At 66.3% G+C, this 25,463-nt stretch carries 28 protein-coding genes and 1 tRNA gene; 17 read left to right on the top strand and 12 right to left on the bottom strand.

Annotated elements, in window-relative coordinates; genetic code table 11:
* Positions 1–16: 16 nt before the first annotated feature.
* On the bottom strand, positions 17–736 hold the full coding sequence (locus BUA54_RS04265; RefSeq protein WP_072855916.1) for a GNAT family N-acetyltransferase: 720 nt from the start codon (positions 734–736) through the stop codon (positions 17–19).
* Between the two features lie 72 nt (positions 737–808).
* Between BUA54_RS04265 and msrB the strand changes: the two genes are divergently transcribed.
* A complete protein-coding gene (gene msrB / locus BUA54_RS04270) occupies positions 809–1,204 on the top strand; it encodes a peptide-methionine (R)-S-oxide reductase MsrB (RefSeq protein ID WP_143155332.1) in 396 nt (131 codons plus the stop codon).
* Positions 1,205–1,234: 30 nt separating this feature from the next.
* Here the strand turns inward: msrB and BUA54_RS04275 are convergent, their stop codons facing one another.
* Positions 1,235–1,714 (bottom strand): outer membrane protein assembly factor BamE, encoded by a 480-nt coding sequence (locus BUA54_RS04275; protein WP_072855918.1) that lies wholly within the window; start codon positions 1,712–1,714, stop codon positions 1,235–1,237.
* Positions 1,715–1,824: 110 nt separating this feature from the next.
* Between BUA54_RS04275 and BUA54_RS04280 the strand changes: the two genes are divergently transcribed.
* The 8 genes from BUA54_RS04280 to BUA54_RS04315 all read left to right on the top strand — a co-directional run bounded on the left by BUA54_RS04280 (position 1,825) and on the right by BUA54_RS04315 (position 7,349).
* A complete protein-coding gene (locus BUA54_RS04280; protein WP_072855919.1) occupies positions 1,825–2,388 on the top strand; it encodes a YceD family protein in 564 nt (187 codons plus the stop codon).
* 156 nt (positions 2,389–2,544) lie between these two features.
* Complete coding sequence (rpmF, locus tag BUA54_RS04285) at positions 2,545–2,748, top strand: 50S ribosomal protein L32 (RefSeq protein WP_072855920.1); 204 nt, start codon at positions 2,545–2,547, stop codon at positions 2,746–2,748.
* A 38-nt stretch (positions 2,749–2,786) separates the two neighbouring features.
* Positions 2,787–3,881 (top strand): phosphate acyltransferase PlsX, encoded by a 1,095-nt coding sequence (gene plsX / locus BUA54_RS04290; protein WP_072855921.1) that lies wholly within the window; start codon positions 2,787–2,789, stop codon positions 3,879–3,881.
* Positions 3,878–4,849, top strand: a complete 972-nt coding sequence (locus BUA54_RS04295; RefSeq protein WP_072855922.1) for a beta-ketoacyl-ACP synthase III — start codon at positions 3,878–3,880, stop codon at positions 4,847–4,849. Before plsX ends, BUA54_RS04295 begins: the two co-directional genes overlap by 4 nt.
* Positions 4,850–4,939: 90 nt before the next feature.
* A complete protein-coding gene (gene ihfA, locus BUA54_RS04300; protein ID WP_072855923.1) occupies positions 4,940–5,242 on the top strand; it encodes an integration host factor subunit alpha in 303 nt (100 codons plus the stop codon).
* 11 nt (positions 5,243–5,253) lie between these two features.
* Complete coding sequence (locus BUA54_RS04305) at positions 5,254–6,054, top strand: MerR family transcriptional regulator (RefSeq protein ID WP_072855924.1); 801 nt, start codon at positions 5,254–5,256, stop codon at positions 6,052–6,054.
* A gap of 67 nt (positions 6,055–6,121) precedes the next feature.
* Positions 6,122–6,198 (top strand) — tRNA-Pro (locus BUA54_RS04310).
* A gap of 62 nt (positions 6,199–6,260) precedes the next feature.
* Complete coding sequence (locus BUA54_RS04315) at positions 6,261–7,349, top strand: 2'-deoxycytidine 5'-triphosphate deaminase (RefSeq protein WP_072855925.1); 1,089 nt, start codon at positions 6,261–6,263, stop codon at positions 7,347–7,349.
* A gap of 4 nt (positions 7,350–7,353) precedes the next feature.
* Here the strand turns inward: BUA54_RS04315 and BUA54_RS04320 are convergent, their stop codons facing one another.
* From BUA54_RS04320 to BUA54_RS04355, 8 genes are all read right to left on the bottom strand, one after another.
* Complete coding sequence (locus tag BUA54_RS04320) at positions 7,354–8,736, bottom strand: GGDEF domain-containing protein (RefSeq protein ID WP_072855926.1); 1,383 nt, start codon at positions 8,734–8,736, stop codon at positions 7,354–7,356.
* 114 nt (positions 8,737–8,850) lie between these two features.
* Entirely contained in the window at positions 8,851–9,480 is a 630-nt protein-coding gene (gene scpB, locus BUA54_RS04325) for an SMC-Scp complex subunit ScpB (protein WP_072855927.1), read from the bottom strand.
* Positions 9,473–10,267, bottom strand: coding sequence for a segregation and condensation protein A (locus BUA54_RS04330; RefSeq protein ID WP_072855928.1), 795 nt, complete (start codon positions 10,265–10,267; stop codon positions 9,473–9,475). Before BUA54_RS04330 ends, scpB begins: the two co-directional genes overlap by 8 nt.
* 11 nt (positions 10,268–10,278) lie before the next feature.
* Complete coding sequence (locus BUA54_RS04335; protein WP_072855929.1) at positions 10,279–11,268, bottom strand: glycoside hydrolase family 3 N-terminal domain-containing protein; 990 nt, start codon at positions 11,266–11,268, stop codon at positions 10,279–10,281.
* Positions 11,258–12,358 (bottom strand): SPOR domain-containing protein, encoded by a 1,101-nt coding sequence (locus tag BUA54_RS04340; RefSeq protein ID WP_072855930.1) that lies wholly within the window; start codon positions 12,356–12,358, stop codon positions 11,258–11,260. The genes BUA54_RS04335 and BUA54_RS04340 overlap by 11 nt, the downstream gene beginning before the upstream one ends.
* A 62-nt stretch (positions 12,359–12,420) precedes the next feature.
* Positions 12,421–14,163: an arginine--tRNA ligase gene (gene argS / locus BUA54_RS04345; RefSeq protein WP_072855931.1), complete on the bottom strand. Its 1,743-nt coding sequence runs from the start codon at positions 14,161–14,163 to the stop codon at positions 12,421–12,423.
* Between the two features lie 70 nt (positions 14,164–14,233).
* Positions 14,234–16,078: a cation:proton antiporter gene (locus tag BUA54_RS04350; protein ID WP_072855932.1), complete on the bottom strand. Its 1,845-nt coding sequence runs from the start codon at positions 16,076–16,078 to the stop codon at positions 14,234–14,236.
* Positions 16,068–17,240 (bottom strand): deoxyguanosinetriphosphate triphosphohydrolase, encoded by a 1,173-nt coding sequence (locus BUA54_RS04355; RefSeq protein ID WP_072855933.1) that lies wholly within the window; start codon positions 17,238–17,240, stop codon positions 16,068–16,070. Before BUA54_RS04355 ends, BUA54_RS04350 begins: the two co-directional genes overlap by 11 nt.
* Positions 17,241–17,309: 69 nt before the next feature.
* Here BUA54_RS04355 and BUA54_RS04360 point away from each other — a divergent pair, with 69 nt between their 5' ends.
* From BUA54_RS04360 to BUA54_RS04370, 3 genes are all read left to right on the top strand, one after another.
* Positions 17,310–17,636: a HesB/IscA family protein gene (locus BUA54_RS04360; protein WP_072855934.1), complete on the top strand. Its 327-nt coding sequence runs from the start codon at positions 17,310–17,312 to the stop codon at positions 17,634–17,636.
* 237 nt (positions 17,637–17,873) lie between these two features.
* Complete coding sequence (gene xth, locus BUA54_RS04365) at positions 17,874–18,653, top strand: exodeoxyribonuclease III (RefSeq protein WP_072855935.1); 780 nt, start codon at positions 17,874–17,876, stop codon at positions 18,651–18,653.
* A 104-nt stretch (positions 18,654–18,757) separates the two neighbouring features.
* Complete coding sequence (locus tag BUA54_RS04370; RefSeq protein WP_143155333.1) at positions 18,758–19,012, top strand: hypothetical protein; 255 nt, start codon at positions 18,758–18,760, stop codon at positions 19,010–19,012.
* Here the strand turns inward: BUA54_RS04370 and BUA54_RS04375 are convergent.
* Together BUA54_RS04375 and dksA are read right to left on the bottom strand one after the other, a co-directional pair.
* On the bottom strand, positions 19,009–20,109 hold the full coding sequence (locus BUA54_RS04375) for an FAD-dependent oxidoreductase (RefSeq protein WP_072855937.1): 1,101 nt from the start codon (positions 20,107–20,109) through the stop codon (positions 19,009–19,011). The two genes, BUA54_RS04370 and BUA54_RS04375, sit on opposite strands and share 4 nt — an antisense overlap.
* A 1-nt stretch (position 20,110) precedes the next feature.
* Entirely contained in the window at positions 20,111–20,533 is a 423-nt protein-coding gene (gene dksA, locus BUA54_RS04380) for an RNA polymerase-binding protein DksA (protein ID WP_072856150.1), read from the bottom strand.
* 216 nt (positions 20,534–20,749) lie between these two features.
* Between dksA and BUA54_RS04385 the strand changes: the two genes are divergently transcribed.
* The 5 genes from BUA54_RS04385 to BUA54_RS04400 all read left to right on the top strand — a co-directional run bounded on the left by BUA54_RS04385 (position 20,750) and on the right by BUA54_RS04400 (position 25,421).
* Complete coding sequence (locus BUA54_RS04385) at positions 20,750–21,595, top strand: AAA family ATPase (RefSeq protein ID WP_072855938.1); 846 nt, start codon at positions 20,750–20,752, stop codon at positions 21,593–21,595.
* Between the two features lie 362 nt (positions 21,596–21,957).
* Positions 21,958–23,307 (top strand): DUF2927 domain-containing protein, encoded by a 1,350-nt coding sequence (locus BUA54_RS04390; RefSeq protein WP_072855939.1) that lies wholly within the window; start codon positions 21,958–21,960, stop codon positions 23,305–23,307.
* A 10-nt stretch (positions 23,308–23,317) separates the two neighbouring features.
* Positions 23,318–23,491 carry a hypothetical protein gene (locus BUA54_RS21160; RefSeq protein ID WP_178352703.1) on the top strand — a complete coding sequence of 58 codons (174 nt, stop codon included), beginning with the start codon at positions 23,318–23,320 and terminating at the stop codon, positions 23,489–23,491.
* Positions 23,492–23,494: 3 nt separating this feature from the next.
* Complete coding sequence (locus BUA54_RS04395; RefSeq protein ID WP_072855940.1) at positions 23,495–24,679, top strand: vWA domain-containing protein; 1,185 nt, start codon at positions 23,495–23,497, stop codon at positions 24,677–24,679.
* A gap of 58 nt (positions 24,680–24,737) precedes the next feature.
* Entirely contained in the window at positions 24,738–25,421 is a 684-nt protein-coding gene (locus BUA54_RS04400; protein ID WP_072855941.1) for a M48 family metallopeptidase, read from the top strand.
* Positions 25,422–25,463 lie beyond the last annotated feature (42 nt).

Here is a 25,463-nt window from a genome sequence, read left to right on the forward strand (position 1 = left end):
TGCCCTGCACGGCAAATCAGCCCGCCAGCGCGCGCAACGCCCGCGCCCGTGCCGGCGGGACCGCATCGACGGCGACGGCGGTGAAGACATGCACCGTGTCCATCACGTCATCCACCACCGCATGATCTCCGACCCAGCCACCCATCCCGAGGTAGCTGCGCAACAGCGGCGGCAGCCCCGCCAGTGCCGCCCGACGGTCCGGCACCGGCCCCGCCAGCGGCACGACCCGGTCCGCCCGGCGCCCCGGCCGCAGCCCCTCCGGCCCCTGATGATGGCGGCCCAACAGGGCCAGCGCGGCGGCGTGGCGCTGCGGATCGGCGCCGGCAAAGCTGGAGCAGCCGATCAGCAGCCCCGCGCCATGGGTATCGACGAGGGCGGTCAGCGCGCCCCAGGCCAGACGCAACACGTCGACGGCCCCGGCCGTTGGGGCCACGCAGAACCGCCCGATCTCGATGACCGGGCGTTCAAAGGTGGCCAGTGGCGACAGGTCGTAGGCGGTGGCGGCGTAGCTTGTGCTCAGGGCGTCGCCGTGGGGCAGCACCATGACACGGCAGGTGCCGACCAGACCGCCCTCACCGCCGATCATGATGTGCTGGCAGGCGGCATCGAAGGCATCCGCATCGACGCCGGGGCGGCCGAAGAAGCAGGCGTGGCGCAGCGCCTGACAGGCCGCAAGGTCGGCGGCATCCTGCGCCAGCCGGACGCCAAGGCGACCCTTGTGGAATGATGCCGTCATCGGACCTCGCCTTGGCGACCCGTGACCGCCGCCCTACATGTCAACCAACACATTGCAGGAAAGATGACAATCATGGACAAAGTCAACAAAACCGACGCCGAGTGGAAGGAAGAACTCTCGCCCGAGGCGTTCAAGGTGCTGCGCAAGCACGGCACCGAACGGGCAGGCACCCACGACGATTTTCCGAAGGATGCCGGCACGTTCCTGTGCAAGGGCTGCGGCAATCCGCTGTTCACGCAGGACACGAAGTTCGAATCCGGCACCGGCTGGCCGTCGTTCTATGCGCCCATCGACGCCGACGCGGTGGGCGAACAGACCGACCGCAGCCTGTTCATGCGACGGACGGAAGTCCACTGCGCGCGCTGCGACGGGCATCTTGGACACGTCTTTCCCGACGGCCCGGCCCCGACCGGCCTGCGCTACTGCATGAACGGCGTGGCCATGACGTTCGAACCGGACCAGTCCTGATCCTGTCCGTCCGGCCCGACGGTCCCCGGTCTAGCGCGGACCGTCGTCGCCGCCGCCGATGAAGTTGGAGGCGTCGAACCGGCCGACGCTGCCCAGCAGCTGCCGCAGGAACGTGCTGTCGCGGACGTTGTCGGTGGTGACGCGGCGCGACAGGGCGATGACGCGGCCGTCCTGCAGGGTAAACCGTTCGACATTCGACACGGTGCCGCTCGGGGCGAAGCTGACGGCCAGCACCTGACGGTCGACCTCGACCGGTGCGCGGGCGCCTACCGTCTCGAACCGGCTTTGGACGTAGAAAAAGGCGTCGGTCCCCAGCATGCCGGTCGCCGTCGGCGGGCCGATCAGGGTCGTCACCGTCTCTCGAGTGTCCTGTCCCACGGTGATCTGCGCCAGATCGCCCTCGGTCGGGACATAGCCGTGATTGCGCACGATCGGCGTGCAGGCCATGGTCAGGGCCAGTCCGCCCGCCACGATCAGGCCGCGCACGCCACCCGTGATGCTGTCTGTCATGGACCGCTCTTCCCCGTCTTCTTCGGACCCGCGGCCCTTGCCTTGGCGCGATACGCCTTTTAACTCACCTACAACATGCGATGCCCCTTGTTCAAGAATGGAACCGCCCGATGACAGGTCACAGCGACTTACCGACCAAGATCCTGCGGCTGGCCGACCTGACCAACCGCCACGCAACGACATTCGACCTGACGACGACACCGGCGGAACGCGATGCCGTGGCGGCGCATCTGGACATCCTCGGCGTGAAGAAGCTGACCTTTGCGGGAGAGATCGTGCCGCAGGGGCGCGGCGATTGGCAACTGACCGGCAGGCTTGGCGCCACGGTCGTGCAGGCCTGCGTCGCCACGCTGGAACCGGTGACGACGCGGCTGGACGAGGATGTGCGCCGCGTCTACGCCCGCGACTTTACCTACCCCGAAGGGGCCGAGGTCGAGATGCCGGAGGACGACGCCGTGGAACCGCTGCCCCAGACCCTCGACCTTGGCACCGTCATGGTCGAGGCGCTGAGCCTTGGCCTGCCGCCCTTTCCCCGCGCGGAGGGTGCGGAACTGGGTCAGGTGCTGGCCGCGGAGGACGGCATCGCGCCGATGACGGATGACGACGCAAAGCCCTTTGCGGGCCTTGGCGCGCTGCGCGACCGGCTGACGAAGGACCCGTCCGGCGACGCGTGACGGGCGCGTCATAAAAGGGTTGCACAAATACGCTTTCGCAGTATGTTCGCGACCTCTTCGACACCCCCTCGACAGGGCCGCCGTGATGGCATAGGTGCCCAGCGAGAACATGAAACACGGGCCATTCGCGCCCATCATTAACAGATAGGTTGCGACATGGCCGTCCAGCAGAACAAAGTCTCCAAATCCCGCCGTAACATGCGTCGTGCCCACGATTCGCTGTCGGCTGCGAACCCCAACGAGTGCACCAACTGCGGCGAGCAGAAGCGTCCGCACCACATCTGCCCGTCCTGCGGCCACTACGCGACCCGCGAAGTGATCGTGGCCGACGCCGTCGAGATGGATGAAGACGCCGCCTGAGGCCGCGTAACGACCCTGACCAGCGGAAAGGCGTGACCATGACCCAGACGGGGACGACCCTGAACGGGACCGATGCGTCGCGCGTTCTGTCGATCGACGCCATGGGCGGCGACAATGGGCCTGCAACCGTGGTTGCGGGCCTTGCGCTGTTTCTGAAGAAGAAACCCGGCACGCAGGTCATCCTGCACGGCCGCGCAGCAGAGTTGACGCCGCTGCTTGACCGTCACGGTCTGACGGACAAGGTCACGCTGCGCGACGCGACCGACGTGGTGACGATGCACGACAAGCCCAGCCTCGTGGTGCGTCAGGGCAAGGCCACGTCCATGTGGTCGGCCATCGACGCCGTCCGCAACGGCGAGGCGGGCGTCGTCGTCAGCTGCGGCAATACCGGCGGCCTGATGGCGATGTCGATGCTGCGCCTGCGCAAGGTCGACGGCGTGAACCGCCCGGCCATTGCCTGCCTCTGGCCATCACGCAATCCGCAGGGCTTCAATGTCATGCTGGATGCCGGGGCCGATATCCGCGCCGATCAGGACGACCTGCTGATCTATGCGCTGATGGGCACGTCCTACGCCCGCAATGCCTTCGACCTCAAGCGCCCCCGCGTCGGCCTGCTGAACGTCGGCACGGAAGAACACAAGGGCCGGGCCGAACTGAAGGTCGCGCATGAACTGATCGGATCCGCCGCCACCAAGGGCGATTTCGAATACGTCGGCTTCGTCGAGGGTGGCGACCTGCCCGGTGACGTCTGCGATGTGATCGTGACCGACGGTTTCACCGGGAACGTCGCCCTGAAGACCGGCGAAGGAATCGCGAACCTGATCTCCGGCCTGCTGCGCGCCTCTCTGCGCCGGACGCCGCTGTCGATGCTGGGCGCCCTAATGGCCCGCGGCGCACTGAACGCACTAAAAAAGCGCGTCGATCCGCGCCGGGTCAACGGCGGCGTGTTCCTTGGCCTGTCCAAGACCGTGATCAAGAGCCACGGGTCCGCCGACGCCACCGGCGTCGCGGCAGCGATTTCCCTCGCGCACCGGCTGGCGGATCAGGGCTTTTCCGAAAAGCTGGCGGCGCGGCTGGCGGGCGCCCTGCCCCATGATACCGGCACCGCGCCGACACGAGGAGAGCCCGCATGACCCGCCGCGCCGTCGTTCTGGGGGTCGGGCACTACCTGCCGGACCGGATCGTGCCGAACAGCTGGTTCGCCGAAACGCTGGACACGAGCGACGAGTGGATCAAGAGCCGGTCCGGGATCGAGCGCCGCCATTTTGCTGCCGAAGGGCAGACCACCTCCGATCTCGCGTCGCGCGCGGCCAAGGCCGCACTCGCCGACGCGGGAATGCAGGGGTCAGACATCGACGCGATCATCCTCGCCACCTCGACCGCCGACATGACCTTCCCCTCTGCCGCGACCATGGTGCAGGAGGCGATCGGCAACACGACCGGATTCGCCTATGACGTGCAGGCCGTCTGCGCGGGATTCGTCTATGCACTGGCCAACGCCAACGCACTGATCATCTCGGGTCAAGCGCGGCGGGTGCTGGTGATCGGGGCGGAAACATTCAGCCGGATCATGGACTGGACCGACCGCAGCACCTGCGTGCTGTTCGGCGACGGCGCGGGGGCGCTGATCCTCGGGGCAGACGACGGCGCAGGCACGCCAGCCGACCGCGGCATCCTCGCAACCGACCTGAATTCCGACGGGCGCTACCGCGACCTGCTCTATGTCGACGGGGGTGTCGCCACGCAGAACACCGGCAAGTTGCGGATGGAGGGCAAGGAAGTCTTTCGTCACGCGGTCGAGAAGCTGGCCGCCACCGCTGAGGCGGCGCTGACGAAGGCGGGTCTTGGTCCCGACGACGTCGCCTGGGTCGTGCCGCATCAGGCCAATATCCGCATCATCCAGTCCACCGCCAAGAAGTTGGGCGTCGGCATGGACCGGGTCGTCGTGACCGTGCAGGATCATGGCAACACCTCTGCCGCATCGATTCCTCTGGCGCTGTCCGTCGGGCGCGACCGCGGCCAGATCAAGCGCGGCGACCTTGTGGTGACAGAGGCGATCGGCGGCGGGCTGGCCTGGGGATCGGTTGTTTTGCGCTGGTGATTCCCGCCTGTCACCAACGTCCCGCAACCGCCTGATATTGACTTTCAATTTGGCTCTCACATACTGTTCACGAAATCTTTGGGGGAAGCCATGACCGACAAGACACTGACCCGGATGGATCTGTCCGACGCCGTGCACACGCAGGTGGGCCTGTCCCGCAACGAAAGTGCCGAGCTGGTCGAGAGCGTCCTGCAGCACATGTCCGATGCGCTGGTCGCTGGCGAGCAGGTGAAGATCAGCTCCTTCGGCACCTTCTCGATCCGCGACAAGGCGGCTCGCGTGGGTCGCAATCCGAAGACCGGCGAAGAAGTGCCGATCCACCCCCGGCGTGTGCTGACGTTCCGTCCCAGCCACCTGATGAAGGACAAGGTTGCCGCCGGCAACAAGACCTGAGGGAGACGCGCGTGGCCAAGGCCCCAGACGCCTTTCGCACCATATCAGAAGTCGCCGACCAGCTTGATACGCCAGCGCATGTCCTGCGCTTCTGGGAAAGCAAGTTCACGCAGGTGAAACCGGTGAAACGGGCCGGCGGGCGCCGCTATTATCGTCCCGACGACGTGGCGCTGCTGGGCGGCATCAAGGCGCTGCTGCACGATCAGGGCATGACCATCAAGGGCGCGCAAAAGATGTTGCGCGAACGCGGCGTGAAGGTCGTGATGGCCATGGGCCAGCCCGAGGATGCGGAGACGGGCGAGGTCATCGATGCCGTCGCCGCACCGCCGACCGCCCCCCGCATGACCGAAGCGGACGCGTTGCGCGACGCGCCTTCGGCGGAGGGCACCGACGCTTCGGACAATGTGGTGCCGCTGCCCTTCGAGGTACCCGCCAGACAAGAAACGCCGGACACGGCTTTGCCCGACATGGGCGAGCCCGAACTGGTGGAACCAGATGCGCCGGACTTCGACGCGCCGGAGCCGGTGGACGCTCATCTGCCGGATGCGAACCCATCTGAAGAGACCGGGTCGCAGCTTTATGACGAGGTCGCACCCGCCGACGACGGGGAATCTGCATCTCTCGCCCCAATCGAAGAGACGGCGCCCTCCCTTGACCTGCCGCCCGATCCGGCGCCGCGGACGGACGTGCCCTCTCGCGTCCTCGCCGATCTGGGGCGGATGAACCGCGACCTGTCGGCGGCGCGCAGGGCCGCTCTGGCGCCGGTGGTGGACCGGCTGGGGCGTGTCCACGCCGCGATGACCGCGGGCTGAAAATACCCGCGCGCCGGCGCAAATCGGCCCTTGCCCTCTGCCCCATATCGGGTAAACAGCCCTCAGTCGGGCTATAGCGCAGCCTGGTAGCGCGTCCGTCTGGGGGACGGAAGGTCGCAGGTTCGAGTCCTGCTAGCCCGACCAAACAAACCGCCCGCTGGCCCCGCGCCGCGGGCGTTTTGCTATGTGATGCAGGGGAATGGCGCATGACTGATTTTGCATCCGGCGTACTGGCCGATCACCAGATCGCACAACTGATCGATGCGGGTGCCATCACCGCACGCCAGCCCATTGCGCAGGGACAGATCCAGCCCGCCTCCCTCGACCTGCGGTTGGGCGACGTGGCCTACCGGGTGCGCGCGTCGTTCCTTGCGGGCGGCACCCGCACGGTCGAGGAGCGACTGGCCGATTTCACCATGCATGCGGTTCCCCTGACCGGCGGCGCGGTTCTGGAAAAGGGCTGCGTCTATGTCGTGCCCCTGCAAGAGGCTTTGGCCCTGCCGCCCGGCATGACCGCCGCCGCCAGCGCCAAGTCCTCGATAGGGCGCCTCGATCTGCTGACACGCATTATCACCGACCGTGGCACCGCCTTCGACCGGGTACCGGCAGGCTATACCGGACCGCTGTATGTGGAGATCTGTCCGCGCAGCTTTTCCGTCGTGGCACAGCCGGGGCAGATGCTGAACCAGATGATCTTTCGGCAGGGCCAGACGGTGATGTCGGACGCCGATCTGCTGGCGCTGCACGAAAAGACCCCCATCGTCGACACCGATCCGGTGATTTCGGACGGTCTGGGCTTTTCCGTCGATCTGCGCCCCGCCACCGGCACGCTGATCGGTTACCGCGCCAAGCCGCATACGGGCGTCGTCGACCTGTCGAAGCTGGGACACTACGCCCCGAGCGACTACTGGGAGGAGGTCCATACCGACACCGGCTGGATCATCCTCGACCCCGGCGCCTTCTACATCCTTGTCAGTCGCGAGGCGATCGCCATCCCACCCCTGCAGGCGGCCGAGATGGCGCCCTATCTGGCGATGGTCGGCGAATTCCGCGTCCACTATGCCGGCTTCTTCGATCCCGGCTTCGGCTGGGCGGATGCGGGCGGCACCGGGTCGCGTGGTGTTCTGGAGGTGCGCTGCCACGAGGCCCCCTTCGTGCTGGAGCATGGCCAGATCGTCGGACGTCTGGTCTACGAACGGATGTCGTCGCATCCCCACGCGCTATACGGTGCGGGAATCGCGTCGAACTATCAGGGTCAGGGCCTGAAACTGTCCAAGCACTTCGCGCCGCGCTGACGGCCTAGGCCACCTTGTCGTAAGCGAGCGCGAAGGCGATGCAGTTGCGCCCGCCGTCCTTCGCCGCATAAAGCGCCTCGTCGGCGCGCTTCACCGCCTGTTCGAAACTCGTATCCGTGTCGCGGAGCGCGCTGACACCGAAGGACGCGCTGATACGGAAGCCACCGGTCTTGCAGTTCGCGGATTTCTGGCGCGACAGGTCGGAGATGGCGATGCGCAACCGCTCCACCAGTTGCTTCAGCTCCTCCTCCTGACGGGCGTCGGCGATCAGCAGAAATTCTTCGCCGCCCCAGCGGCCCAGCACGTCGCCCTGTCGCAGCAAGGGCGGCAGGGCGCGGGCGATGCTTTGCAGCACACGGTCGCCCTGATCGTGGCCGTGAGTGTCGTTGATCGTCTTGAAATGGTCGAGGTCGAAGAGCACGATGCAGGCCGTCTTGCCGGTGGCGCGCAGGTCAGCCATGCGACGGCGCAGGATCTGGGTCAGGCCGGCCCGGTTGCGCAGCCCTGTCAGACCGTCGGTCACCGCCTGTTCCGCCAGCCGCAGTTCCGCGGCGCGACGCAACTCGTCGGCGATCTGGTGCTGGTAGCCAGAGGCGATGGACAGCAGGATCGTGGATGCGATGATGAGGGCGATCAGTATCGCCTCGATCTGGTAGCCGTCACGCGTGACACCCCAGACGTGATAGAGGAACATGCCGGCCAGCCATGGCACGCAGGTGCCGACAGCCGCCATGTACCGCGTCCGCACGCCGACCTGAGAGGTCAGCATGAGAATGCGCACGACCGGGTGTACGGCGTAGAGGGCGATGGCGCAGACCGCCCCGCTGCACAGTGACGCCAGCGTCGGCGGCGCCATCTGACCGCCGAAATGCCTGACACCATAGGTCATCGCCACGATTGCGTTCAGCAGGATCGCCAGAAAGCACACCAGACAGCCGATCCCGATGCGTGGGGTGCGGTGGCGCAGGATCGTGGACAGGCACAGCAGCAGGATCGCGGTTGCGGTATCCACGCTGACCCTGCCCCGCATCGGCAGCCAGCCGGACAGAGGATCCGCCCCCCTGATCCCGAACACCAGCCACGTCAGGACGACGGCAGCGGCGCCGGCGGTCAGCCACGTCGCCTGCCCCGGTTTGCCGTTGGCAAAGGGCGTCTGCACCATCGCCGCTGCCAGCATGATCAGGCCAAGTGCCGTTGCGGGATGCGTCGCGGCAGAGGTGACGCGGTCGAAGGATGTCCAGTGAGCCTGCAGGCCGAGGTTCACGATCAGGCCGGCAAACGCAAAGGCGGCCATGGCGGCGGCCCATGTGAACTTGCGGGCCTGCACCCATCGCACCGCGCCGGCGCGGTCGTGGGCCGGGTCGAAAGGTTCGTTCAGTCTGGACATCGGTCGCGCCTCCTCGGTGGTCGGTCCCGGGACGATGCGTCGATTTGGTCAAGACAGATTTAACAGATAAAATGCCATTTAATTTTGCGTCGTATTGGCACAGATGAATCCGTGTCAGGCGTCGTCCTCGAAGAGGTCGTTTTGACCGGCCTGATCGGCGTCCTCGACCTCGGTGCCGGGTTGCGGACGGCTGTCCAGCAAGCCCGCGGCGCGCAGTTCCTTCAGCCCCGGCAGGTCGCGCGCGGACTCCAGACCGAAATGGTCGAGGAAGTGTTGCGTCACGATGAAGGTGACGGGCCGGCCCGGCGTCATCCGGCGGCGGCCAAGGCGGATCCAGTCAAGCTCGATCAGCTGGTCGAGCGTGCCGCGGCTGACGCTGACGCCGCGAATCTCCTCGATTTCGGCGCGGGTAGCGGGCTGGTGATAGGCGACGATGGCCAGCGTCTCAATCGCTGCGCGGGAAAGCTTGCGGGTCTCGACGATTTCGTGGCTCATCAGAAAGCCGAGGTCGGGAGCGGTGCGAAAGGCCCAGGCCTCGCCGACGCGGACCAGATGTACGCCCCGCCCGGCAAACCGCTTGCGCACCAGCGCCAGCGCCGCGGCGGGGTCGCAACCGTGCGGCATCCGGCCCGCGAGCTGCGGCAGGGTCACCGGCTCGGCAGTGGCGAACAGGATTGCCTCGACCATGCGCTCCTGCTCGGCCATGGGCGGTGCCTCGAACAGGCTGTCGCGGGGTTCAGACATCGCGCGGCAGCCGCTTGCGGATATGGATCGGGGCGAAGGTGTCGCCCTGCCGAATCTCGATCCGGCCTTCCTTGGCGAGTTCCAGCGAGGCCGCGAAATGCGCCGCGGTGGCGGTGCGGCGACGGACGGGATCGTGATCCCATTCCGGCGGCAGATAGCTGGCGATATCCGTCCATTCGCCGGCGAAGCCGATCAGGTGCCGCATCCGGTCCAGCGCCTGCTCCATCGTCATCAGGTTGTCGCGGTCCATGACGAAGGGGCGGAAATCGTCGCGGGTGCGAATTCGGGCATAGCCCTGCATCAGGTCGAGCAGAGTCGCCGTATAGGTCACGCGGCGCACACGGGTCACGTCCTGCGTGATGCCGCGGGCAAAGATGTCGCGGCCCAGCTGGTCGCGGGCCATCAGCCGCGCGGCGACGTTGCGCATCGCCTCCAGCCGTTCCAGCTGAAAGGCGAGGTGCGCTGCCAGTTCCTCGCCCGTCGGCCCCTCGTCCGCGGAATCCGGGGGCAGCAGCAGGCGGGATTTCAGAAAGGCGAGCCAGGCGGCCATGACAAGGTAGTCGGCGGCCAGTTCCAGCCGCAGCCGCTTGGCCTGTTCGACGAAGGCCAGATATTGCCGGGCCAGTTCGAGGATCGAAATCTTGCGCAGATCGACCTTCTGCGTCCGCGACAGGGTCAGCAGCAGGTCGAGCGGCCCCTCGTAGGCACCGACGTCGACGATCAGCGCCTCTTCGGCGATGCGGTCGGCGACGCTGTCGCGCCCCGCTTCGTCCTGACCCTGTGCCATCCGTTCCGACCTTAGCTAAGAAGCGTTTCAAGTTCGCGGACGGCGGCGTCGATGTCAATCGGCTGGGGGGGCTGGCGTTCCGCCAGCGCATGAAGGGCGCGGGCCTGCGCCGTGGGGGTCAGGGGGCCCGCGGCCTCGGCCACCGCGGGCATTTCCGACAAATCGCCGTTGCAATGCAGGACGATGTCGCATCCAGCGGCGATGCTGGCCGCGGCGCGGGCGGCGGGGGTGCCGGACAGCGCCTCCATCCCGATGTCGTCGGTCATGATCAGACCGCCAAAGCCGATGTCTTCGCGGATCGCCCGCATCATCGGGGCGGATGTCGTGGCGGGCGCGTTCGGGTCGATGTCGGAAAAGACGATATGCGCGGTCATGCCCATGCGGATGTCGGACAGCGCCTTGAAGGGCGCGAAATCACGCGACTCCAGATCCGCGCGCGGGGCGGTGACGGTGGGCAGGCTCAGGTGGCTGTCCACGCTGGCCCGACCATAGCCGGGGATATGCTTCAGCACCGGCAGCACGCCGCCGGCGACGAAGGCACTGGCGCAAACGCGCGCCGCCTCGATCACCACGGGGGCTGTTTCGCCGGACAGGCGGTTGCGCAGGACGGGGTGGGTCTGCGCCTCTACCAGATCGGCGAGAGGGGCACAGTTCACGTCGATGCCGACGTTGTGCAGTTCGGCGGCGATCAGGCGGTTGCGCAACCAGTGGGCCCGCATCGAATCGCTGGCACGGGCCATCTGATCGAGGGCCGGAAGGTATTCGCGCCAGTGCGGGCTGCGCAGGCGCTGCACACGGCCGCCTTCCTGATCGATCAACACGGGCGCATTCCGGCCCACGGCCTCGCGCAGGCTTGCGGTCAGCGCGCGCAGCTGGTCGGGGCTTTCCACGTTGCGGGCGAAGAGAATGAAGCCCCAGGGGTCCACGTCGCGAAAGAACGCGCGTTCAGCCCCGGTCAGGACCGGACCGGACAGGCCGAAGATCGTGGCGTTAGCGGACAACGACCGGAGTGCAGACCGTGCGGCCCGCTTCCATCGTCTCGCAGAAGGCGCGCGCATCCTCCAGCGCGTCGAACCCGCTGGCGCGCAGGCGGTAGAAGGTCGAGCCGCCGGTCGTGGCAGGTTCGATCACGCGGGTCTTGGCTGCCAGAACCTCGCCGAAACGGCCGACAAGGCGATCCCATTCCTGCGCCGCATCCGCGGGCGAGGGAAAGGCGCCGAGCTGCACCAGCTTCGTGCCCACAGGCATCGCGTCGGTCAGCAGAGCCTCTGACGGCAGGGCCGCCGGTGTGGCGGGATCGGTGACGACGAGGGCTGCCGTGTCCTGCGGGGTAACGGCGGCAACGGTCACGACGGCGGGCGCAAGATCGCTGGCCGTCGCCACGGCGGGCATGGCGCGCAGGGGGCGGGCCATCGGACGGATGACGGACTGCAATCCGCCGGCAGGCACGTCGGCTGCGGGGGCGGCGACATCGGCGTTCATAGCCTCGGCCAGGGCCAGCGCGATCGGATCTTCGGCATCGATGTTCTCGATGTCGGTGCCATCGACCTCTTCACCGTCGACGGTCATCACGGGGCTTTCGGTATCCTCGTCGGCAACCGGCTCCAACGCAGCCATCGGCGTGATCCCGGCAGAAATCTGGTCGGCCAGTGCCAGAATATCGTCAGCGGTCATCGGACCGGTGGGCGCCGCGGGTGCTGCGGCGGTGGCCTGAGCGGTCTCTACCGGGTCGGGGGTGGCGGCGGTCAGGGGTGCGGTTTCCAGATCCTCCTCGGCCAGATCGAAGGTCCGCGGCGCGAGGGTGAGCGTATCCTCGGGGGCTGCCGCCTCGCCCACGGCGGCAACGGTGTTGACGGCAAGGCCGCGGTGGTCGGCGACATCGCCGCCCGGATCCTCGGGTGCGACGCGCATGTCGCCCTGCATCGCGCGCACGACGGGCACGCCGCTGACGTCGCGCAGGATGGTCTGGGTGCCCCAGACGGCGACACCGATCATCAGCGTCAGGCTGACGGCAGCGCCGGCGTATTGCGTATAGCGACCAGCCACGTCCGTCAGACGGCCGGGTGCATTCACCTCGTCAAAAGCTGCCATTACTGCCTCGTCTTTTTCGCGGGTTCGCGCGACCCGCTTGTGCCTCTGGTCATCCTGGATGCTTAGCGCATCTCTTCGACCGGTGTGACGCCAAGAATACCCAGACCAGCGGCGATCACAACCTGCACGGCCCGGATCAGGGCGATCTTGGATTGTGATGTGGCATTGTCGCCATCCTGAATGAACCGTAGGCTTGTGTCGCTGTTGCCGAGGTTCCAGAGTCCGTGCAGGTCGGACGCCAGATCGTAGAGGTAGAACGCGATCTTGTGCGGCTCGTGACCACGGGCCGCGATCTCGACCATGCGGGGCCATTCGGCCACTTTCCGCGCGATCGCAAGCTCTGCCGGGTGGGTCAGGCCGGACAGGTCGGCGCCCGCCAGCGTCGCATCGTCCACGGCGATCCCCGCCTCTGCCGCCTTGCGCAGGACGGAATTCACACGTGCATGGGCGTACTGCACGTAGAAGACCGGGTTGTCCTTGGACTGTTCCGTGACCTTGGCAAAGTCGAAATCCAGCGGCGCGTCGTTCTTGCGCGTCAGCATGTGGAACCGGGTGACGTCGGCGCCGACCTCGTCCACGACGTCAGACAGGGTGATGAAGGTCCCTGCCCGCTTGGACATCTTGAACGGCTCGCCGTTCTGGTAAAGCTTCACCAGTTGCGTCAGCTTGACATCCAGCGGCACGCGACCGTCGGACAGGGCCGAAACGGCGGCCTTCATCCGCTTGACGTAGCCGCCGTGGTCGGCACCGAAGACGTCGATGAGCGCGTCGAACCCGCGTTCGATCTTGTCGTAGTGATAGGCGATGTCGGGCGCGAAATAGGTCCAGGCGCCGTCGGATTTCTGCACCGGGCGGTCCACGTCGTCGCCGTGTTCGGTCGACTTGAACAGCGTCTGCTCGCGCGGCTCCCAGTCCTCGGGCATCTTGCCCTTGGGCGGTTCCAGCGTGCCGCGATAGATCAGACCAGCCTGATCCAGCCGTCCGATCGCCTTCTCGATCTTGCCGGTGCCGTAAAGCGACTTCTCGGAATAGGAGTTGTCCATGGTGATGTTCAGCTTGGCCAGATCCTTGCGGATCAGGTCCATCATCGCCTCGGTCGCGAACAGCCGGACCTCTTCCAGCCAGACGTCCTCCGGCTGGTCCAGCCAGATGTCGCCGACCTTGGCCTTCAAAGCCTCGCCCACCTCGATCAGGTAGTCGCCGGGATATGTGCCCTCGGGCCAGTCGACGCTGAGGTCGTGCGCCTCCTGGTAGCGCAGGTAGACGGACCGGGCGAGGACATCGACCTGCGCGCCGCCGTCGTTGATGTAGTATTCCCGGGTCACGTCGTAGCCCGCGTAGTCCAGCAGGCTGGCCAGCGCGTCGCCAAAGACGGCACCCCGCGTATGGCCGACATGCAGCGGCCCGGTGGGATTGGCAGAGACGTATTCGACCAGCACCTTCTGATTGGCGCCCAGCGTGCCGCGCCCGAAACCGGGGTCAGTCAGGGCGTCCACGATGAGCGCCTGCCAGACCGTATCGGCCAGCCGGAGGTTCAGGAAACCGGGGCCTGCGACCTCTGCGCTCACAACGCGCGGATCGGCGGTCAGGCGGGTCGCCAGCGCGTCGGCGATCTCGCGCGGTTTCATGCCCGCGGGTTTCGCCAGCACCATCGCGGCGTTGGTCGCCATGTCGCCGAGGCCCGCGTCGCGAGGCGGTTCCACCGACACCGCGTCCGTGGACAGCCCCGCCGGCAGCAGGCCGTCTCGCTCCATCTCGCCAAGGGTGGCGATGACGAGGGCGCGCAGATCGGCGAAGATGTTCATGGCACAGGGCTTCCGTTCAGGTGTGCGGCGGTCATACCACCGCCACCGCAGAGGTCAACGGCGCGCCGCGTCAGGTCGACGCAGGCGGCTGCGGCAAGGTCACGCCGCCTTCGACCTCTGGCGGGCGCAGGGCGATGATGCGGGTGTCGGGCAACCCACGCATCTCTGCGATGTCGTTCACCATCTTGAACTCTCCGGCCGGAGAAATACGCGCCATGAGGTGAGAGGCGGGACGCTTCTCCGACCATTCCTTCAACCCGAACTCCTCGGTCAGACGGGTCACGCGGAATGTCCATCCCTCCGCGATGTGGCGGGTCATCTCGTCGAAGGTGGCACCATGGCCGAAGGGGCGGCCGCCCAGCGTCGCAGGCAGCATGTGCCGGGCCGAGTCCGTCTTGGTCCGCGCGATCTGGAACACGTTCTCGCGGCCGAATTCCGGAGCAAGGTCAGTGGCGACGAGCGTGTTGTAGGCATCGTTGTCCGTTGCCGCCAGAAGCGTGGCATAGCTGACAAGTTCCAGCCGCTGTTCAGCCCCTTCGGACAGGATGTCGCCGGAATAGGTGGCGATGCCTGCCGACCGCGCCGCCCGCAGGTGACCGAAGTTCGGGTCGGTCATCAGGACCGGAACCTCTGCCTTGACCAGCGCCTCTGCCAGCGCTGTCGTCCATGACGATCCGCCGATGATGACCACGCCGGGATTGTCCGCCCCCGCCAGCCCCAGAAACCGGGCGAAGGGTTTCAGGGTGAAGCCGTGCAGCACGACCGTGGCCGCCACCAGCACGAAAGCCAGCGGCCCGATCAGCGCCGCATCCTCGAACCCCAGATCCAGCAGACGTTCGGCAAAGAGGCCGGCCACTGCGACCAGCACCACACCGCGCGGGCCGGTGAAGGCAATCAGCAGTTGTTCGCGCCACGGCACGCCCGACCCCAGCAATGAGGCGAAAACCGTCAAAGGCCGCGCGACGCAAATGATCAGCACGAGGAAGATCGCCGCCCGCCACGTCAGCAGTTCCAGCGCCGCGAAGTCGAGATTCGCCGCCAGCAGGATGAACACGCCGGACACCAGCAGGATCGTCGCATGCTCCTTGAACCTGCGCAGTTCCTCGTAGCTGGGCAGGTTGGCATTGGCGATCACGATGCCCATGACAGTCACGGCCAGCAGGCCGCTTTCGTGAAGGACGGCATCGGAAATTCCGAAGATCCCCAGCAGCAACGCAAACAGGATCGACACCTTCATGTATTCAGGCACATAGCCGCGCCGGAACGCCGCGGCCAGACCGTAGCCCGCCGCCAGCCCCATCGCGATGGAGACGGCGATGCCGACGACCAGATCCAGCAGCGCGCTGCCCATCGTCTCTGCCCGGTTCAGGACCAGCACGACCTCGAATGCCAGCACGGCGGCCATGGCGCCGAGGGGATCGTTCACGATCGCCTCCCATTGAAGCAGCTTCGCGGGGCGCTTCGACAGGCGTGCCGTGCGCAGCAGCGGTGCGATGACCGTGGGGCCGGTGACGATCAAGATGCCGCCGAAGACCCAGGACGATGACCATGACAGCCCTGCCCCGAAATGCAGCGTCAGCGCCGACAGCAGCCAGCCCAGCGGCGCGCCTACGAAGACAAGGCGCCGCACGCCGACGGCGGCATCGCGCAGCTGGTGGAAGTTCAGCGTCAGACCACCCTCGAACAGGATGATCGCCACGGCGATGGCGATGATCGGCTCCATCAGCGGACCGATGTCGCGGGCGGGGTCGAAGACGCCCAGCACCGGGCCGATCACGATGCCCGCGACCAGCATCAGCACGATGGCGGGCATCCTCAGGCGCCAGGCGAGCCACTGGCTGCCCACACCCAGACCGCCCACGAGGGCGATCGCGATCACCGGGGACAAGGCGCCCGGTGCGGTTTCAATGGCCATCGGTCACTCCTGGCGGAACGTCGGTGCCGCCGATCAGACGGGCATGTTCCTGAATTGCAAAACGGTCGGTCATCCCGGCGATGTAGTCCGCGACGATCCGTGCCAAGGTCAAATCGTCACGCGCTTCCGCAACTTCCTTGCGCCATTGCTTCGGCAGCTCGCCCGGATTATGCAGGTAGAAAGGAAACAGCTCGTCGATCATCTGCGTGACCGCGATCCGCATGTCCACCACGGCAGGCGCGCGGTACATCCGTTCGAAGAGGAACTGGCGGATCACCTTCAGATCGGACCACAGCGCGGGCGTGAACTGGATCATCATGCGCCCGGCATGGCGGATGTCGGACACCGATTTCGGATCGAACGCCGAAAGGTTCGCGCGGCTGACGTCGATGACATCCTCCACCAGCACGCCGAAGAACCGGCGCAGGGCCTCGTGTCGGCGGCGATAATAGTTCAGGCCGGGGTATTTCGCATCGACGCGGGCAAAGCAGTCCTTCAGCACCGGCAGGTCCGCCAGCTCGTCCGTGCTGAAGAGTTCTGCGCGAAGACCGTCGTGCAAGTCATGGTTATTGTAGGCGATGTCGTCGGACAGGGCCGCAACCTGTGCCTCGGCACTCGCATGAGTGTCCAGTTCCAGATCGTGACGCGCATTGTATGCGGTCAGCGCCCAGGGATAGGGCTTCGGCACCGGGCCGTTGTGCTTGGCGATGCCCTCGAGTGTTTCCCACGTCAGGTTCAGGCCATCCCATTCGGCGTAGTGCCGCTCCAGCTCCGTCACGATGCGCAGTGCCTGCGCGTTGTGATCGAAGCCGCCGTAGGGCTGCATCAGTCGGTCGAGCGCCTCCTCTCCCGTATGACCGAAGGGCGTGTGGCCAAGGTCGTGCGCCAACGCCACGGCCTCGGTCAGTTCGACATTCAGGTCGAGCGCTGCGGCCACGGTGCGCGCCACCTGCGCCACCTCTATCGAATGGGTCAGCCGGGTGCGGAAATAATCGCCCTCGTGCTCGATGAAGACCTGCGTCTTGTGCTTCAGCCGCCGGAACGCGCTCGCGTGAATGATCCGGTCGCGATCCCGTTGAAAGGGCGAGCGGAAATGGCTCTCCTCTTCAGGATAAAGCCGCCCGCGCGCGGTGGCGGGGTCTGTCGCGTAGGGGGCTGCCATGTCTTGCCTGCTTGTGACCTGCGGTTTGCCTTCCTATATTGGACTCGATCCGCAACCGATAGGTGCAAGATGCTCACCCTTCCCCCGACTGTCACACCGCGCGCCTTCGGCCGCCTGTCCGAGATCGGCGCTGCCGCCCAGGGCAAGGCTTTGCGGATCGCCGTGGAAGGCGGCGGATGCTCCGGCTTTCAGTACGAGATCGCCCTCGACGACCCCAAGGACGACGACCTGAAACTGCAGGCCGAGGGTGAGACGGTGGTCATAGATTCCGTGTCGCTGCCGTTCCTCGCCTCTGCCGTCATCGACTTTTCCGAGGAACTGATCGGCGCCCGTTTCGTGATCGAGAACCCGAATGCCACATCATCCTGCGGCTGCGGGACATCGTTTTCAATCTGACGTGAACGGCACTGTGGAACTATCTTTCCCCGATTCCCGTTGCTACAACATAATCTGACCAGACGGAGACTGCCATGACTGCCATCATCGCCATCACCATCCTTGCCGGCATTGCGGCCGTCGCCGCCGGTCAGATGGCGGATCAGCCGGTGCGCGTCGCCGTCCGGGTCCGGGACAAGCGCTGACCTTGTGCCGCCCGGCCCGCCGGCCTAGCGTGGCGGCAAAAAGGGACGGCACATGAAGATCGCGACATTCAACATCAACGGCGTGAAGGCCCGGATCGAGGGCCTTACCCATTGGCTGCAGGACAGCGCCCCGGATGTGGCGCTTTTGCAGGAGATCAAATCCGTCGACGACGGCTTTCCCAGACAGATCATCGAAGACCTCGGCTACAACGTCGCGACCCACGGTCAGAAAGGTTTCAACGGCGTCGCCATCCTGTCGAAGCTGCCGCTGGAGGACGTGACTCGCGGACTGCCCGGCGACGACGCCGACGAACAGGCCCGCTGGATCGAGGCGACCGTGGTAGGCGACACCGCCGTGCGAATCTGCTGTCTGTATTTGCCCAACGGCAATCCGGCACCGGGGCCGAAGTTCGACTACAAGCTCGCGTGGATGGACAGACTGCATGCTCGGGCTGTGGCGCTGCTGGCCGAGGAAATGCCGGCGCTGATGGCAGGCGACTACAACATCATTCCGCAGGCCGAAGATGCGGCCCGTCCCGATGCATGGCGTGAGGATGCACTGTTTCGCCCCGACAGCCGTGCGGCGTTCCGCCGGATCATGAACCTCGGCTTCACCGAGGCGTTCCGCAGCCGCACCGCCGGACCCGGGCATTATTCTTTCTGGGACTATCAGGCCGGGGCCTGGGACAAGAACGACGGCATCCGGATCGACCACATGCTGCTGACGCCGCAATGTGCCGACCTGTTGCGCGACTGCTCGATCCAGAAGGAGGTGCGCGGTCGCGAAAAGCCGAGCGATCACGTGCCGGTCTGGGTCGATCTTGCCGCATGACCTGCACGTCGCCTCGTAACGTCCTGCTTGCGATCGCTTTTGCCGCTTGTGCATCGCAGTCCGGGGCGCAATGTGCTATGGCGATCACAGGTGCAGGTTGCGGCGTGGCTTTCGGTCAAGGCGTCTCGGGCGCCAAGACGGTCAAGGCACCCGCACCGCCACCCCCATTAGTCAAGATCGGCGACAAGCTCGAACCGGGCACCTATTCCATGGTTATGGACGCCACATGGTACGGTCTGCCCCCGGTCAGGGACGGCTGGGTCTACTACCGCATCGGGCGCGACGTGTTCCGTGTCGACTATCTGACGCTTGAGGTTCTGGAAAACGTCACGGCTCAGGCTGGTCGCAACTGGCCCTAGGCCGTGGCGTCGAAGCCGTAAAGCCAGTTCATTCGTCCGATGAAGGCATCCGGCGCGATCCGCCCCAGTCCGCGCAATCCCAAGTGCGCTACCATCCGGCGCGGTCCCCGCAGGTGATAGTTCGCGGCATTGGCACTGGCCGCCCGGATCGCGCGGGATACGCGCGGCTGGCGCACGGCCTGATAGCGCGGCAACCCCTCTGCCAGGCCGTGCAGCGCCAGAAGCCGCGCCAGCACGGCCGCATCCTCCAGCGCGAGGTTGGCGCCCTGCGCGAGGAAAGGCAGAGTCGGATGAGCCGCATCGCCAACCAGTGCGACCCGGTCCGTGACCCAGCGCAGCGCCACGGGATGCTGGAACAAGCCCCAGAGGTGTGGTCGCTCGACCTGCATCAGCAGGGTCTGAAGCGGTCCGCAGGCGTCGGCGAAGGCGTCGCGCAGGTTCGCGGGATCGTCGGCGTGATGCCATCCCTCGTCCGCCCAGTGGCTACGTTCCTGCACTGCCACGATGTTCACCAGCCCCCCGCGAAGCGGATAGGTCACGATGTGACGAAGCGGCAGCATCCAGATCCGCGCCTCCGGCGGATGATCGCCGGGAATCGTCGCGCGCCATGCGACCTGACCGGTGAACTGCGGCGCTGCCGCGCCGTTCAACAGGTCCCGCGTCACCGACCGGATGCCGTCTGCCCCGACCACAAGGTCGGCATCCGGCAATTCCTCGGCCCGGTGGCCGAGGATGATCTCCACCCCGCGGTTGCGGCAGGCGGTAGCCAGACTGTCGATCAGGTCAGACCGGGCGACGAAGCGGTAGGGCGGTACCTGCCGCGACAAGTCGAACCGGGTGATGGCGTGGCCGGTCAGACCATCGGTCGGCACGACAGCTTCGGCCTGCACGCCATTGATCTGCAACGCATCCCCCAGACCGAGCCAATCCAGCACGCGGGCGCCGTTCGGCGTGATCTGCAGGCCGGCGCCGACCTCTGCGATGCGGGGGGCCTGTTCGAAAACACAAACGCTGGCGCCTTGCTTTGCAAGGGCCAGCGCTGATGCAAGTCCGCCGATTCCGCCGCCGATCACGGCGACATGGGATCGCGCGATCATGTCAGTCGTCGCGGTGCACCTTCTCGCGTCGTTCGTGACGCTCTTGCGCCTCCAGCGTCATGGTGGCGATGGGGCGCGCGTCGAGACGCTTGAGGCTGATCGGCTCACCGGAAATGACGCAATAGCCGAACTCGCCTTCTTCGATGCGACGCAAAGCGGCGTCGATCTTGCTGACTAGCTTGCGCTGACGGTCGCGGGTGCGCAGTTCGATCGACCGGTCGGTCTCCTCGCTGGCGCGATCGGCCACGTCGGGAATGTTGCGGGTCTGGTCCTTCATCCCGGCGACGGTGTCGCGGCTGTCTTCCAGCAGATCGGCCTTCCAGTTCAGCAGTTTGCGGCGGAAGTATTCGACCTGCCGCTCGTTCATGAACGGCTCGTCCTCGGCTGGGCGGTAGTCGTCCGGCAGAAAGGTCTCGGCTTTCATTTCACGTTCCCCATGTGTGCCAGTCATCTTGAAAAAAGCATCCCCGGACATCTGGCCGTCTCCTCTTGATTGGCGGACATTTACGCCCATAGGGCGAGGCTGTCACCCCCATAAACGGGGGGATTTTAACCTTTGCTTATCTGGTTCTAACGCGGTTTCCGCTTGCCCTTGGCAGGCCATGGCCACACCCTGCGTCCAAACGACAGGAGATTACCCATGACCACCCCCTTCACCGGCACCGATGCCTATGTCGCGACCGATGACCTGACCATGGCGGTCAATGCGGCGATCACGCTGGAACGTCCCCTTCTGGTGAAGGGAGAGCCGGGGACCGGCAAGACGGAACTGGCCCGGCAGGTCAGCGCGGGGTTGGGCATGCCGATGATCGAATGGCACATCAAGTCCACGACGCGCGCGCAGCAGGGGCTTTACGAATACGACGCCGTCAGCCGGTTGCGTGACAGCCAGCTGGGCGACGCGCGGGTCAACGACGTGTCGAACTACATCCGGCGCGGCAAGCTGTGGCAGGCCTTCACCGCGACCGAGCGCTCCGTCCTGCTGATCGACGAGATCGACAAGGCCGATATCGAGTTTCCGAACGACCTGCTGCAGGAACTCGACCGGATGGAATTCCACGTCTACGAGACGGGCGAGACGGTGAAGGCACGGATCCGCCCCATCGTCATCATAACCTCGAACAATGAAAAGGAGCTGCCGGACGCCTTCCTGCGGCGCTGCTTCTTTCACTACATCCGCTTTCCCGACATGGAGACGATGCGCAAGATCGTCGCCGTCCACCATCCGGGCATCAAGGACGCGCTGCTCACCACGGCCTTGACGCAATTCTACGAACTGCGCGACACGGCCGGGCTGAAGAAGAAGCCCTCCACGTCCGAGGTATTGGATTGGCTGAAGCTGCTGCTGGCCGAGGATCTGTCTCCGGAAGACCTCAGGCGCGACGGGAAATCCGCGCTGCCGCGCCTGCACGGCGCGCTGCTGAAGAACGAACAGGACGTGCATCTGTTCGAGCGGCTGGCCTTCATGGCGCGCGCGCAGCGCTGACCAGATCTTGTGGCCACGGCGCGCACGGCCCCAAACGACCGCGCTTTCCGTGCAACGGCCTTCAGCAAAGCGGAGCGCGACCTCTCTTGCCTCTCGTCCACCGGTCCCGCGCCGTCGTTAGCTGCCGCCTGCGCCAACTGAGTCCAGGATGTGCAACAAAGATCCCGAGATTGCCGCATTGGGGTCCAGATCGCGACGAAGTCCGGCGACATGGTTAACGGGACGTTAAAAAGGAGAGCCGTCTTGACCATGGCAAAGTCGCCCGTCGCCCGCTGCATTCGGCACCGTGCCGCCCTGATTCCAGCGAGCAGCGCGATCGCCCCTTGCCCTGCCGCGCGCCCGTCGCAGGCGGAGGGTCACCGATGAACCGCGTCAGCGCTCTCGTCGTGGCGGCCTGCCTTGCCTCCTGCGCGCCGGCCACCGTGGCCCCGCCGCCCACACGTGCGGCCACCGATACCACGGCGCTGCCCGCGATGCGCAGCTTTGCCGACACCACTGTGGTGCCTGTTACGCGCAGCAACGCCGAGATGGCGCAGGATTTCCTCGACCTGACCTTTCGCCTTGAAAGCGGCCGCGCGCTTCCGGCGCTGACGCGTTTTGCGGGTCCGATCACCGTGCGCGTGGCCCCCGGTGCGCCGGCAACGCTGGCCCCGGACCTTGACGCCCTGCTGGCGCGGCTGCGCCGCGAAGCCGGGATCGACATCACCCGCACCGGCGGCCCCGCCAACATCACGGTCGAGGCGGTGCCGCAGAAGGCCCTGCAGCGCGCCGTGCCGCAGGCTGCCTGCTTTACGGTGCCGCGCGTCCACGAGTGGGGCGAATACCTGAAGATGCGCAAGTCGAAGGCGGTGGACTGGTCCACACTGACCGTGCGTGACAGCGCCACGATCTTCATCCCCGGCGATGCCGCCCCGCAAGAAGTGCGCGATTGCCTGCACGAGGAGCTGGCCCAGACGCTGGGACCGCTGAACGACCTTTACCGCCTGCCGGATTCGGTCTTCAACGACGACAACATCCACGCGGTGCTGACCGGCTTCGACATGCTGATGCTGCGGGCGATCTATGCGCCGGAAATGCGCAACGGCATGAGCCGCCAGCAGGCGGCCGCAGCCATCGGCCCGCTTCTGGCGCGGCTGAACCCGCGCGGTGAACGGCGCGGCAACGGGGTGTTTGCCGACACCTCGCGCGACTGGATCAGCGCGATCGAGACGGCGCTGACCAGCGGGTCGAGCCCCGCCACCCGCCGCGACGCGGTGAACCGGGCGGTGCGGATCGCGCACCAGTTCCGCTGGGGTGGCCCGCGCGAGGGGTTCTCCTACTACGCGATGGGTCGTCTGCAGGTGGGCTACGATTCCGTCGCGGCTCTGGCGGCCTTCAACAGCGCCGACGCGATCTATTCCGCCTCGCCGCTGATGCAGATCCATGCGGCGCATATCGCCGTGCAGAAGGCGGCCTTCGCCCTGTCGGCGGGCGACGCCGTGACCGTCATCCGTCTGGCGGACAAGGCGATCCCTGTCGCGTCCCGCCACCAGAACGCCGCCCTCATGGCCACCCTGATGATGTTCAAGGCCGAGGCGCTGGACATGCAGGGTAACAAGGTCGCGGCCAAGGCGGTGCGGGTGGACAGTCTGGGGTGGGCGCGATACGGCTTTGGCAGTGATGATAACGTGCGCGCCCGCATGGCAGAGGTCAAAGGGCTGCGCACCTACTGAAGGCGGTCCCATGATCCTACCCCTCGGCGGCTTCGCCCTCGGCGCCCTGATCGGCGCCCTTCGCGCCCGGATGCGCGGGGGCAAGGTTCTCGACATGCTGCAATGGGGGGCGGCCTTCGGTGTGATCCTCGCCATCGTCGGCCTGTTCGTGCTGGTCTTCATCCAGCGCACCGCCGTGGTCTAAGGCGTGTTCCTGCGGTTCTTCGACAACCTGCGCCAGCACGGCGTGCCGGTGTCGATCCGCGAATTCCTGGCCTTCCTCGAGGGCATGCGGGCGGGGCTGGCGACTTATGACGTCGATGCCTTCTATCACCTCGGCCGCACGATCATGGTCAAGGACGAACGCCACATCGACCGCTACGACCGCGCCTTCGCCGCAAGTTTCGCGGGGCTGGAGCGTATTCCCGATCAGGACGTGCTGGACGCCGTCGATATCCCCGCCGACTGGCTGGAGAAGCTGGCTGAGAAGCACCTGACCGAGGCCGAGAAAGCTGAAATCGAAGCCTCCGGCGGTTTCGAGGCCCTGATGGAGCGGCTGAAGCAGCGGCTGGCCGAGCAGAAGGGCCGCCATCAGGGCGGCAGCAAGTGGGTCGGAACTGCCGGCACCTCGCCCTTCGGCGCCTATGGATACAATCCCGAGGGCGTGCGGATCGGGCAATCCGAATCTCGCCACCAGCGCGCGGTCAAGGTCTGGGACAAGCGCGAATTCCGCGATCTGGACGACACCGTCGACCTGGGCACCCGCAACATCAAGGTTGCCCTGAAACGTCTGCGCAAATGGGCTCGCGACGGGGCGGCAGAGGAACTGGACCTCGACGGCACGATCCGAAAGACGGCGGAACACGGCTACCTCGACGTGCAGACGCGGGCAGAGCGGCGCAATGCAGTGAAGGTGCTGCTGTTCCTCGACATCGGCGGCAGCATGGACCCCCACATCAAGGTGGTGGAGGAGCTGTTCAGCGCCGCCCGTGCCGAGTTCAAGCACATGCAGCACTTCTACTTCCACAACTGCCTCTACGAAGGCGTCTGGACCGACAACCGCCGCCGCTGGAACGCACAGACGCCAACGTGGGACGTGCTGCGCAAGTACGGCAGCGACTACAAGTGCATCTTCGTGGGCGACGCCAGCATGTCGCCCTACGAGGTGGCCGCCCCCGGCGGCGCCAACGAACACTGGAACGCCGAGGCGGGGTCGACCTGGCTCGCCCGCGCCCGCGACCAGTGGCCCGCCCATGTCTGGATCAACCCCCTGCCCGCGCACTACTGGACGCACACCCAGTCGATCCAGATGATCCGGCAGATCTTCGGCGCGGAACGGATGCAGCCGATGACCCTGTCGGGCATCGGTGCCGCGATGAAGCTGCTGGCCTGAGCACGGCACCGCGCCGGGTGTGGTGGCATTCCGACCTCTGCCGCCCCATATACGGACCATGCTGAAGTTCACCCCCATCCTGATCGCCATCGCCTACGGGCTCGCCATGTATCACTTCTCGGCCTGGCGGACGCGGCGAGAGCTGGATGCCGCATCGACGGAACTGGCGGACCCCACCCTGCGCGCCCTGACCGACCGGATGGCGCGGGCGCTCGATATCGCGCGGATCCGCGTCCATATCTACGAGGTCGCGATGGTGAACGGGCTTGCGGCGCCCGACGGACGCATCTTCATCACCCGCGGCTTCTTCGACCGCTATCGTGCTGGAGAGGTGAGCGCCGAAGAGCTGGCCAGCGTCATCGCGCACGAGATGGGGCATGTGGCGCTGGGCCATTCCCGCCGCCGGATGACGGACTTCGCCGCGCAGAACGCGATGCGGACCGCGATCGCCATGGTGCTGAACCGGCTGCTGCCCGGCATCGGGGCGCTGATCGGCAACGGGCTGATGTCGCTGCTGGCCGCGCGGCTGAGCCGGGCCGACGAGTTCGAGGCGGACGCCTATGCCTCTGCCCTGCTGGTGAAGGCCGGCATCGGCACCGGCCCGCAGCAGTCGCTGTTCCGCAAGCTGGAGCATTTGACGGGCGCCAGGGGCGGCGGCACGCCGGCCTGGCTGCTGAGCCACCCGAAGACCGAGCTGCGGATCGCCGCCATCGCCGCGAACGAGGCGCGTTGGTCGACCTAGGCGCCAAATTTTCTAGAAAATTTGGAGTTCCGATTTTTCGTC

Source organism: Loktanella atrilutea (assembly GCF_900128995.1).
Classification (GTDB): domain Bacteria; phylum Pseudomonadota; class Alphaproteobacteria; order Rhodobacterales; family Rhodobacteraceae; genus Loktanella; species Loktanella atrilutea.